Origin of the sequence: Leptolyngbya sp. AN10, assembly GCF_050565645.1 — a bacterium.
GTDB lineage: Bacteria > Cyanobacteriota > Cyanobacteriia > Leptolyngbyales > Leptolyngbyaceae > Leptolyngbya.
Genome location: NZ_JBNXVP010000004.1, coordinates 208,491 through 218,862, shown reverse-complemented (window position 1 = coordinate 218,862; position 10,372 = coordinate 208,491). Strand labels below are relative to the sequence as shown.

The 10,372-nt window shown below is 45.6% G+C and carries 12 protein-coding genes; 8 read left to right on the top strand and 4 right to left on the bottom strand.

Annotation, left to right across the window (positions count from 1 at the left end):
• Nucleotides 1-150 precede the first annotated feature (150 nt).
• A complete protein-coding gene (locus ACQ4M5_RS07665) occupies nt 151-282 on the bottom strand; it encodes a hypothetical protein (RefSeq protein ID WP_430674991.1) in 132 nt (43 codons plus the stop codon).
• Between the two features lie 688 nt (nt 283-970).
• Between ACQ4M5_RS07665 and ACQ4M5_RS07660 the strand changes: the two genes are divergently transcribed.
• From ACQ4M5_RS07660 to ACQ4M5_RS07645, 4 genes are all read left to right on the top strand, one after another.
• On the top strand, nt 971-3,406 hold the full coding sequence (locus tag ACQ4M5_RS07660) for a hypothetical protein (RefSeq protein WP_430674990.1): 2,436 nt from the start codon (nt 971-973) through the stop codon (nt 3,404-3,406).
• A gap of 46 nt (nt 3,407-3,452) precedes the next feature.
• Entirely contained in the window at nt 3,453-4,022 is a 570-nt protein-coding gene (locus ACQ4M5_RS07655) for a hypothetical protein (protein ID WP_430674989.1), read from the top strand.
• Between the two features lie 148 nt (nt 4,023-4,170).
• On the top strand, nt 4,171-4,359 hold the full coding sequence (locus tag ACQ4M5_RS07650) for a hypothetical protein (RefSeq protein ID WP_430674988.1): 189 nt from the start codon (nt 4,171-4,173) through the stop codon (nt 4,357-4,359).
• A 44-nt stretch (nt 4,360-4,403) separates the two neighbouring features.
• Nucleotides 4,404-5,099 carry a DNA-methyltransferase gene (locus ACQ4M5_RS07645; protein ID WP_430675111.1) on the top strand — a complete coding sequence of 232 codons (696 nt, stop codon included), beginning with the start codon at nt 4,404-4,406 and terminating at the stop codon, nt 5,097-5,099.
• Nucleotides 5,100-5,242: 143 nt separating this feature from the next.
• Here the strand turns inward: ACQ4M5_RS07645 and ACQ4M5_RS07640 are convergent, their stop codons facing one another.
• Together ACQ4M5_RS07640 and ACQ4M5_RS07635 are read right to left on the bottom strand one after the other, a co-directional pair.
• Nucleotides 5,243-6,430, bottom strand: coding sequence for a relaxase/mobilization nuclease domain-containing protein (locus ACQ4M5_RS07640; RefSeq protein ID WP_430674987.1), 1,188 nt, complete (start codon nt 6,428-6,430; stop codon nt 5,243-5,245).
• 6 nt (nt 6,431-6,436) lie between these two features.
• Nucleotides 6,437-6,820, bottom strand: coding sequence for a hypothetical protein (locus ACQ4M5_RS07635; RefSeq protein ID WP_430674986.1), 384 nt, complete (start codon nt 6,818-6,820; stop codon nt 6,437-6,439).
• A 474-nt stretch (nt 6,821-7,294) separates the two neighbouring features.
• Here ACQ4M5_RS07635 and ACQ4M5_RS07630 point away from each other — a divergent pair, with 474 nt between their 5' ends.
• From ACQ4M5_RS07630 to ACQ4M5_RS07620, 3 genes are read left to right on the top strand one after another with little or no spacing between them, the layout of a single operon-like run.
• On the top strand, nt 7,295-7,852 hold the full coding sequence (locus tag ACQ4M5_RS07630) for a hypothetical protein (protein ID WP_430674985.1): 558 nt from the start codon (nt 7,295-7,297) through the stop codon (nt 7,850-7,852).
• On the top strand, nt 7,849-8,622 hold the full coding sequence (locus tag ACQ4M5_RS07625) for a hypothetical protein (RefSeq protein ID WP_430674984.1): 774 nt from the start codon (nt 7,849-7,851) through the stop codon (nt 8,620-8,622). Before ACQ4M5_RS07630 ends, ACQ4M5_RS07625 begins: the two co-directional genes overlap by 4 nt.
• Nucleotides 8,609-9,229 carry a hypothetical protein gene (locus ACQ4M5_RS07620; protein WP_430674983.1) on the top strand — a complete coding sequence of 207 codons (621 nt, stop codon included), beginning with the start codon at nt 8,609-8,611 and terminating at the stop codon, nt 9,227-9,229. Before ACQ4M5_RS07625 ends, ACQ4M5_RS07620 begins: the two co-directional genes overlap by 14 nt.
• A 691-nt stretch (nt 9,230-9,920) precedes the next feature.
• Here ACQ4M5_RS07620 and ACQ4M5_RS07615 read toward each other — a convergent pair.
• Entirely contained in the window at nt 9,921-10,118 is a 198-nt protein-coding gene (locus tag ACQ4M5_RS07615) for a transposase (RefSeq protein ID WP_430674982.1), read from the bottom strand.
• Nucleotides 10,119-10,148: 30 nt separating this feature from the next.
• On the opposite strand from ACQ4M5_RS07615, the gene ACQ4M5_RS07610 reads away from it, so the two are divergent.
• On the top strand, nt 10,149-10,313 hold the full coding sequence (locus ACQ4M5_RS07610; RefSeq protein WP_430674981.1) for a hypothetical protein: 165 nt from the start codon (nt 10,149-10,151) through the stop codon (nt 10,311-10,313).
• Nucleotides 10,314-10,372: the final 59 nt, after the last annotated feature.

Sequence of the window (10,372 nt, the reverse complement as noted above, 5' to 3'; positions counted from 1 at the left end):
ATTACCGCATAATACTAGACATGGCACTTTGGGAGACCTAACTTCTCGCCGTCCAAAGCTTTCGGTTAGTGTCCCCGCCCTCGGTTATTCAAATTGAATATTTGAGCTTTCAAATCCCTCTCTGCTGCAAACAGAGGGGGATTTTTGCTCCTAAAGTTCTAGAGCATGATGTTGACCTCCTGCTTCAAAGGTGAAAACTTGGTGCGTCATGAAAGCTCCTTCACGCTTCTGAAGTGAGGCAAAGCGTGCCAGAACAGTTTCTCTAGTCGCAACTTGTTTCATGACCGATATCTTTAAAGGAAATGGCTTCTCTACAGCAAAGCGAATTGACCTTATAACTTGGCAATCTTTCACTTTTTCAAAAGAGGCACTGAAAGTTCTAGAGAAGTGTCTGCCTGATGAAAAAGCACAATCCCAGTACAAACCCTATCCACGCAGCAAAGAGCAGAAAAGGACAAGCTATTGTTCTAACTTTTGCTAGAGATTAAGAGCATGATCACAAGGATCAATATCTCTCCTCTTCCTATTCTTTGCTGCTTAGATAATTCAAGCAATTAGTTTCTAGACTTGTTCGGATCGCTTCGGCTAAAAATTATTTGTGGGTCAAGTTACTCCTTGTTATCAATAAACTACTTCTAATCCCCAGAGCGTTTAACTGGCACTGAATACTTCCTCAATCGATCAGAGGTCTGCCATATAAGACTCTTAATCGACTGACTACAAAGATACATCAAAATCACCTGATTTTAAACCGACTTCTAAAAGTCTCTCTTTAGAAGGTCGATCGTCTCTAATCGCTCTAGATTACTCCTGCTTTTGTACGAAATCACGATGCTGAATCTACTTTAATGTTCAATAACCTTGGTTATTGCATTATTTGAGCTTGGTGTTTAAGTTTTGATCTTCCACTACGATGTTAGAGACGCATTGCCTTTCCGGGTCATTTTATCGTCCTCCTTTGGAATCATTTGTGCCGTTGCAAACCTCCTCAACTGCTGATGTCTCTCCAGATCTCAACAATCCTTGGGTGATTATTTTTGATGCACTGAGATCGCAAGAGTTGCAGCAGTATCGTTCCCAAGCGATTGCCGAGATCGCCGAGAGGTCGCAATTAGCAGGAGCAGATTTGACTCCTCCAGACTTCGTTGCGATCGCGCCCTACCCGGTACTTCTCCCTGATGTTCATGCTCAAGTAGCTGATACTCCTGGAATTCACCCCAACGGAAAAGTCCATAGCTGGAGTCCCGCGATCGCAACGCTAATGCGTGATGGAACAGGAACAGCAGTGGGGATTAACTTACGGTTTCTGAAGGCGTATTTAAACGAAGACGATATCAAAACCGTTCGGCTTGGCGGTGCTGGGAAGCTTTGGCAAGAAAGAGCTGGCTTTCTGCCTGGGGATTCTCATAGTAAAATCTGCCTTGGCTGTGAGGGTGCAGATTTTCAATCGTTTTATCTGAATCGAGCGTTTCGCCTGCCCACTTATCAAGGATTAGGAAGTGCAGGTGCAATTTATCGAGATATTGAATCGATCAAGGTAGACAAAGAAGCAAACGGATGGACTAAATTCATTCTTTGCCTTGATCGTCCCTTTAGAAAGGACTCTGACACTGAAATTAATCGTTCTGTTGCAGCAAATACAGCAAAGAATATTATTGCTTTGCGGAAAATTGGATACGACGTAAAGCTGATGGCATTTTACGATCACCAAGGACGATGGGTTGCCTGTGATGATGGATGCGATCACTTTATTGAAGTAGAGCCGGAAAATTTCAAGTGGGTTGCCGAAGCAATTCAGGAACAACAAACCAAAGAAGCTAAAGCTCAAACAGAACGTCAGTCGGTCTATGTTCCGAGTCTGCACGCATCTCATCCAGCCGCCGACAAAAAAAATCAAGACCTAATTAACGCGATCGCGGATCGGATTGATGTAGGTGAGTTTGATCGAGAAGAGCGAATTTTAATTGCCGCCTTCTACAAATCGATCAATGATCGCCCTGGTTTTGACAAAGCTTGGGCAAACAAACTTCCAACAGAGCGCAAATATGCGACTGAGATGGAGTGGGACTGGAAGCGAGCTGAAGTGTCATCTGGCAACAAACTAATCAGTTTGACCCTTGCAATTGCGAAAAGACTTCAGTTTGACTTATCGAGTTGGTCGAAACAATGGTGGGCGGATCACCCAGAATTTAAAAGCTCAAATCGAGTCTCTCGCTCTAATTCAACTTCTTCAAAAGTGCGAACACCGATTCTGAGAACACGACCGACAAACACCAAGGTTGCACCAAGCAGTTCGCAACCTCTAGCCGCACCATCTTCTCAGCCTGAACCAGCAATTCTATACAGGCAACCTAAACCGATGACTCAAACAACGCTTCAGTCGCCATTAGCGCCCCTGCCGCTGTTCAATCTAGCTTCAGAGCTTGTACAGAACATTATTCAAGGGAAACAGCTTTACAAGAACAATACCGAAGACTCTTTGTACCAGGTGGCGCGAGAACTACGAGGCTGGCAAAACTGGACTCAAAGCAAACAGATTCGCCTTGATCAAGCTGCTCAAACATTCGTTGATCAAGCTGCCAATGTTCTTGAATTGTCACCAGAGAAAGTCACAGCAATTCTTGATCGAGTTGATGAAATTGGGGATCAGCATATTCCTGGTGTGATTTACAAAGCGGATGGTTCAGAAGTGCCTGCATGGGTTCAAATTCATCACCTCGATAAAATGGTCTTTCAAGCAGCGTGTCCGGACGAACTCAAGCCAGCAGTCCTTGATGCTATCCGTCAGTACCGAGAGCGAGTGGAGAAGACGGTTAGTGTCGAAACCTCTGAGCCAAAGAAGCGAGTTTTGCCTCCTCCGACGCGCATTGCATCGATTCCGAACTCTCAAACAAAGCCATTTGAACCAAGCAGTGAGGAAGATGTCGAAGATCGATCTCCTGCTGTCGATGTTAGTACACAGGAACACGATCGTTCAGAATCTGCTAGCACAGATCACGCAGCAGTGAGTGAAGCTTCTAGCAGCAATGAGCCAACTCAAGAACCATCGGAAATAAAAGTTGAGGTTCCCGTCCCTGTATCAACAGGACAAGCAAAGTTAAATACAACGCTGGCTCGATTGGGTAGAAGTATTGCAGCACTTAAACCTTCCGACCCAGATGGTGATAAAACCATTGCTGGTAAAAACAAATATACGATCGTGCTAAACGTGCGAACGAATACGTTGAAGATCTACTCGAACGATCGAGGCAAAGAGCCGATACTGTTCGATGCTGATGGAAAGATCGATCACGCGAATTCAAAAGTGACTCAGGCGGATGTAGATGCTTTTCGTGAAGCGTTGAAACAGGGCAACGAAAAAAAAAAGATAAGTGAAAAAACAGTAGTCACTAACTTACAGCGCTAATTTTCACCTTTAGGAAAAGTGATTTTATGAGCTGGAGAGGTCTCTTATGACTGATAGTGGCATCCGTTCCTATGTTGAAGCAATGTCGCTCAAAAATTTACGGAAAATTGCAATTAAAGCAATTGATCCCGATTATGATCCGATCGAGCGAGTCATGAATATTCCGCTCGACGATCGTATCTATTACGGACTTGATCTCGCTCAACGTTTGACTCACGCCTTGGCGGAAAAAGAATCAGCAAACCAACCAATTCCTAATCCGAATGCTTTACCACAGGCTTGGCTGCTTGTTGAGCAAGTGTATCACTTGATTGCGAATGGTCAATCTGAGCTGCTAACTAAAAGCTCTCGACTAAAACGCTACGGTGATGATTACTATATTGCAAATCTCATTGTTATCTTGCAAACGCCTGCTCATAATCGCGAAATGTTTGGCGATCCAACGGAGGTTGAGATTTGGGATGACCTATTGTGGCGGATCGGCTCAAACGCTAACCTATTTCCGAGTACCCAACGCTTAACGCTAGAAAATCGTCAAAAAGCGATCGATCTCGTTCGTCAACGCTTTGATGTCGTTCTGATCTGTCCATCTGACACGAATTCACCAGCTAATTGAGGTTTCTTGCGATGATTAATCTTGAAGGGCGTTGTTGCATGAATAGGGGTTGCGGATGCGGTAGCTCATTGCTGTGAAGGTTCGTTGGTGGTACTTTAAACCTATCACGCTGCTGCTCTGATTAAAGGCGCAGGTGTGGGGTGTGTGGATGCTGACTGCGTTCATGTCTGGGGGACGCGGCATGATTATCATGAAATTCGGGAAGAAGTGCGACAAGGTAAGAGTCGCGCGAGCGATCGCTTTTATGGCAAAGCATCTCGCAGGTTTAATGGAAACCACCAAAAGCATTTTGCTGGAAGCTTCTGTACAAAATGCAATGCTTAGCTGGGTCAATTAGGACAAGAGCCACAATTAAGTTTGTAAGTTGATCATCTTGTTGAAATCTTCAACGAGGTGTGGCGAGTGTTGCGGTCAAACGGAACAGTGTGGCTGAATCCTGGAGATAGCTACGTGAGTGCAGATGGCTCGAACAATGAAGCAGATCACTTCCAGAACAAAGACCTGATGCTGATTCCCCATCGCGTTGAGATCGCGCTACAAGACGCAGGGTGGTGGGTGCGAAACAATAATTTCTGGATTAAAGACAACTGTATGCCTGAGTCTGTCCGGTCACGATGCACTCGCAATCATGAATATGTGTTTCAACTAGCAAAATCCGAGCAGTATTACTTTAACGCTGAAGCAATTAAAGAGCCTGCGAAATGGGAGCGATGGGGCAATCAAACCATCAAAAAAGATTACCGGGGAATTCGCCCCATTGATATGAAAACTCTCGACGATCGGCGCAAGGCAGGAAGAAACAAACGATCAACCTGGCACATTAATACTGTGCCTTATCCTGAATTTCATACAGCCGTTTTCCCGCCAGAGCTTCCACGGCTTTGCATTTTGGCAGGTTGTCCTGAAGGCGGAAGAGTGCTGGATCTGTTTGTTGGAAGTGGAACGACGGCTTATGTCGCGGCAGAGCTTGGACGCAAATGTATCGGTATTGATCTGAGCTTAGATTATTTGAAACTTGCAGAAAAAAGATGCCAGCAGTTAACGATATTTGGAGCTTTGCTAGAGACAGAAGAGTGATGAAGCTGTTGCCTGCGGAGATCGCAATGGTCTTTCAGGAATCGTGGATTTGTACAAAATAGGGCTGGTGCGACATCTTTTTAGCATAAAACTTAGGGTACAAACCGCCTCTTGTGTTCCCTAAGTTTAGAAGAGTTTGCTTGCTAGTAGTGCTCCTGATCAGATCTTTTAACGTTTCCTAGTGTTTTGAGATAATTAGTCCCGTCCCGCATCAGTAGCTCTGCAAAAACGATCGCTTGCTGAATAATTTGGTTGACGTATGCGATCGCTGAACGTCGTCCTTGCTGCTGATCAACTTTCTGGGCTTTGTCCCCGTAGAATATCATCAAGCTTGTCTCATCTTGATGGATGTCAGAAAGCGATCGAGCCGCGACGATCACATCACGGCGTTCTGCCTCAATTTCCGCCAAATTAGTCTCTGACTGCCGCAAGACAGTCTGCCAGTATTGTCGATACAATGCTTGATACTTTTTGCGCTGCTCTTGACCTCTCAGCCACTGCTGACATTTCTCTCGCGTCATTTTCTGCATCAGCAAGAGTAACTGGTCTTGAGCGGGGTCGTACTCGATCTGTCGGTGTGCTTGCAGTCCTCCAAAGCTGTAGGCAGGTCCCAACTTATAGCCAGCGAACGCGACCCCATCAATTTTATAGCTAATCCCTTGAATCATGCCCTGTGCTTGGCGAAATCTGACTTCGACTTCTTCTTCTTTTAAGCGAGCCACGAATTCTGTCATCGACGGGGGATCGGCTGACACTCGATCAATGATGTCCCACAGTTTTTCCTTCGGAATCGGCTTTCCTGTGCGCTCTTTTAGTCGGTACTCTCCAGTGCTGAGATTCTGTCTTTGAGCCTTTGGACGAATCGGGTGATTGCTCAATCTGAATTCTTCCTCCAATTGGCGTTCAATCTGTAGAAGTTTGAGCTTGACAAAACTATCTCTAACCCATCCCGCTTTGAGGGAGACAGCAGACGTTGCAATGTGCCAGTGCTGCACATGATTTCGGTGTTCGCGATCGTGATGTCGCACCACAAGATACTGACAATCTTGATGCCCAGTTTTTTGCAGCAGCGATCGCGAAATCTGAGCAATTTGATCGTGTGACACAGTTTCTCCAGGTGGTAGTGAAACTGCAAAGTGAACCATTGTTTTTTTCACTCTAGGGTTTAGGTCATGCGAAAAGCGAAACTCTTCGGCTCGCTCCTCACAATCACGCCCACTCATGTTCGTTCCTAGGACTGGATTCGCTTCGGGAGTGATCTGCTTTGCTGGCTCATGTAAGTACAGCATCAGTCCCATCGGGTCATTGCCTTTAGCATAATTAATTTTCATCCCAACTCATAGGCGATTAACGGCGTTCTTTAGGCGATTCAAAGCAATCTCCCGCCTTGTCTCATGAATTTGTTCAATCAGTTCTTGCAACAGCGATTGAGCATCTGGTGATGCGCTGAACAGAGAATCTTTTGAAGTCGCACATAACCTTGTCTCTAAAAGTTCAATCATTTCTCCCAACCGCTGGTACGTTGCTGCATTTACCAGCGGACCGTCAGCTTTTCGACGCATAAATCCATAGTCATCGACGTTGCCTTTCAGCGCGATCGTCAAGAGGTATTCAGAGACCGATTTTGCCCCGACTGATTGAGATCGAGCTTTAATTGCTGTCTTCTGGCTCGGTGTGCAGGTGATCTCGATCGATGCGGTCTTTCCTTCTCGCTTTGCCATATTACCCGGTAACTTGCCACGACTTGCTGCGGGGCTAGCACTATTGCAGTTGTCTATTTCTAGATTGACGAATCTGCGATCGCGTACTCATACAGCATTGCCAGTATAACGCCAATCAAACAGGTACATTTCGTTTAGATGAAACGTAACAAATCAACCCCAAGAAATTGATTCATTAACCTGGATAAAAGACAAAAGAAAAAACAGGAGCAAGGCGTTACTATGCCGAAAAACTAACTATCTGTTGCCGAAAAGCCTTGTACCTGTAAATGAGAACGATCGTGCAATCACAGGCGACTCAAATGTTATTTTAACCTTGATAAAATTGCAGTTTGTTAAATTAATTCAATGCCATTTCCTATTCAGCATTACAGGGATAAGATGGCTAACAAGATAGATTTTGACGGAAGGTGAATTTTGCCAATCAAAGTTAGTAAAAGTTCCTTCCACAGCGCACTACAGAAGCTAGCGGAGATGAGAAAGGCTTCGCCAAGTCAGTTAAATCTGCGCCAAATTGTTGATCAATCATTTTCGATTCTGAAGCGATTGCGCGATCGAGGATTCACCTGGGAAGAAATTGCATCTAGTCTTGAGGAGGCGTTTGAAGAAGAGGTTAAAATCAAACCCAAAACGTTGCGATATTACTACTGCCAAGCTGCCAACAAAAAGCAGAAGAAATCAACGGCATCGAAGAAGCCGAGGGGTGCAACGCAGGTTGATCAAGGTGCAATTTCGGAGCCGACAAAAGTGCCAGCGCGAGATGAACATCAGGGACGATCAAAATCAACGATCGCAGAAACTTCTTCGCCTGAAGTTCCCGTAACATCAATGAGCGAAGTAGAAGAAAAAGCGTTTGATCTAGAAGCGCATTTTGCCAGCATTCCAGAAACATCCCCGAAAGCGATTTTATCTGAAGCGTCATCAAAGTCAGATGCGATCTCGGAAAACTCAGGCTGGGTCAACGGGGAATGGATAGAGCCAAACTTTAATATCAACCGAGTTCGACCCAAACGAAATAGGACTACATCATGACAACTTCCGCACAAATGAAACGAATTATTATGATCCTGGGCGGCAAAGGAGGGACAGGGAAAACCCTGCACTGCCGACAGTTGTATTTCTTTCTGATTCAATCCGGCGTGAACTGTTTAGCCTTTGATGCCGATGTCGAGAACCCGGAGTTTCAGGAATATCACACCGAGGCATCACAGTCAGTGACCTTGATCGATTTTGTTCAAACTGAGCAAGCGAAAGCCTTTTTTACCCAGATTGAACAGCAGAAACCCGATGTTGTCTTGATCGACATGCCAGGTGCGTCAGGACGGGCAACGCGCGATCAGATCAAGCGCTTTGGCATGTTTAAAATTGCTCAACAGTTGGGCTATCGCGTCACGCTTGATACGGTCATGAACAATGCTTACAACACGATTAATAGTTTGCAGATGATGCAATCTTTCTGCGGCGATCGCGCGGATTATGTGGTAGTCAAGAGTGATCTTTGGAATCAAGGAGCACTTAACTTTGATCGCTGGGAGCGCTCTGAGACTCGCAAACAGTTCCAAGCGCTTAAGGGCATTGAGATTTCAATGCCTGTTCTAGAATTGAGTACGTTTGACGTGATTCACGAACAGGGGCTGTCATTTTTCGAGCAGGATCAGTTGCCGTTTGGTGATCGCATTTTGCTCGAAAGCTTTCTCGATCTCAGCCGTCCGCAGCTTGAAGCTGCCACTGACTATCTGGGGCTTGGATTCAAAACGCCAAAGCCCATCAAAAAAGCTGAGGTGAGCAATGCCGGAAAATAGCAATCCCCTCAGCGACTTAGAAAATGAAGTGGCTGAATTATCTCTCGCTCTTAGCCAGCAAACGACCTCGATCGGCGAACTCAAAGAAGTGGTTGGCAGGCTTTGGAAAGAGGTTGATGCCAGCAAAATTGCATCTCATCAAGATGCGGTCAAAATTCACGACAAAATCGATCAATGGATAGAAACCAACCGTCTAATTCTCCAATCGAGCCAGCACCTGATCAAAGTCATCATGGTGAATTCCGAGGAGACCCAGAGATCCGCGAACTCCTACGACAACGTTACGAAATGGGGCGAAGAATTCAAGCCGCAACTGATCAAATACGACGACACAATGACTCAATTGAACGCAGCATTAGGCGGATGGAAGAGCTTTCACGAAAACCTGAAAACAACCAACGAGAAGCTCACCAAGCTCAATCAGAAGAGATCGGCAGGCATTTTCCCTATTTGGAGAGCTGATTCGTTTGTGGCACTGGGGTTGTGCGGGGCACTTGCGATCGTAATCTGTGGCTGTTTCTTGTGGGTCACTCCAGTATTGAATCGCATCAATAATCAACTTGCTTCAACTGCTGCCCGGATTCAGAAACTTGAACAGAAACAGTAACACGAAAGCTTTTTTATTCAGATTAGTTGTTTTATCCTACCATGTTGTCATGAAAGTCCTGAAGTTAAAGTTCTACGGCAGTACACTGCCCACTACTAATTCCGCTCCGAATACTGTTCCGGTTTTGTAAAGCAACAATGTTAGAACCTGCTCATCTTCAGAATTGCACATTCCTAGCTGTTCACACGTTGTGGGAGCAATAAACCCGATCATCCCTCAGAGGACAATCACAGAAAGCAAACTGCTCACTTGTAAGATGAAAATCATGATGCTACACAGTCTACGATTAAAGGGTTGCTATCTGTGCTCCCACGGGATGTGCAACGAGGTTGAGGGGAAGTGTGTGAAACTGTTGCTAGAAGGGCGATAGAGGGAAGGATTGCATTGAGAATGATCCCTGAAATGCCGAATTCAGGAGACTTCAGATAGGTCGGAAAAAACCGATTTCTGGAATTAAGGTAGAAGCGGGAACGGAAAACCAGCCGCGCATCCCGTCCTGGTTTAGCGAAGCGGTACTATTTGGGAAATACTGGATCGACAGTGGGTTAGTCGGGTATTTAGAAGAAGAGGTTCGGGTCGAGCGCGGACGGATGGGTATTGTGCGATGAATTGCTCCACCATCGACTCCGCATCTTCGAGACTTCGGCTTTGCTGACATGGTTCTCTAAGCGAGTCATCGTCGGTTGACTGGCTAGCAAGTCTTGCTGCGCAAAGGCAATCGCGCACAGGCGAGTTTGTAAATGGGGTCATGCCGCAACCGATTACTATCGTTAGCATCTTCGCCTCCCATCAATTGATACACCCGTTGGCTCACGAGTTGCTCCAGACTGTGCATAATTTTTGAGGGGTCACGCCACTCCTCGATACAGGTTGCCAATCCCTCACACACTTTGACGTTTCATATCCACTCGATGTTCAGATGACGACGCTGAATATTATTGGGATCTGTACGTTTTACGCCAATGCTTATGACAGCGTGAAGCATCTCACGTCCGATGGGGATCTATTGAGTCAGGAGATGATTGAACGCTATACACAAGCATCAATCAAGTTGGTACTGAGTGGTGTTCAAGCAATTGCTTAAACACAGTTTCTGGATGCTTTTTATAGTCAAAGCAGTATTATCGTACTCCCCTAACCTAT

What these genes read in the sequence shown, in the direction of transcription:
- ACQ4M5_RS07665 (WP_430674991.1), bottom strand. Translation starts at nt 282, where the DNA reads ATGAAACAAGTTGCGACTAGAGAAACTGTTCTGGCACGCTTTGCCTCA.
- ACQ4M5_RS07655 (WP_430674989.1), top strand. Translation starts at nt 3,453, where the DNA reads ATGACTGATAGTGGCATCCGTTCCTATGTTGAAGCAATGTCGCTCAAA.
- ACQ4M5_RS07650 (WP_430674988.1), top strand. Translation starts at nt 4,171, where the DNA reads ATGCTGACTGCGTTCATGTCTGGGGGACGCGGCATGATTATCATGAAA.
- ACQ4M5_RS07640 (WP_430674987.1), bottom strand. Translation starts at nt 6,430, where the DNA reads ATGAAAATTAATTATGCTAAAGGCAATGACCCGATGGGACTGATGCTG.
- ACQ4M5_RS07635 (WP_430674986.1), bottom strand. Translation starts at nt 6,820, where the DNA reads ATGGCAAAGCGAGAAGGAAAGACCGCATCGATCGAGATCACCTGCACA.
- ACQ4M5_RS07630 (WP_430674985.1), top strand. Translation starts at nt 7,295, where the DNA reads ATGAGAAAGGCTTCGCCAAGTCAGTTAAATCTGCGCCAAATTGTTGAT.
- ACQ4M5_RS07625 (WP_430674984.1), top strand. Translation starts at nt 7,849, where the DNA reads ATGACAACTTCCGCACAAATGAAACGAATTATTATGATCCTGGGCGGC.
- ACQ4M5_RS07620 (WP_430674983.1), top strand. Translation starts at nt 8,609, where the DNA reads ATGCCGGAAAATAGCAATCCCCTCAGCGACTTAGAAAATGAAGTGGCT.
- ACQ4M5_RS07610 (WP_430674981.1), top strand. Translation starts at nt 10,149, where the DNA reads ATGACGACGCTGAATATTATTGGGATCTGTACGTTTTACGCCAATGCT.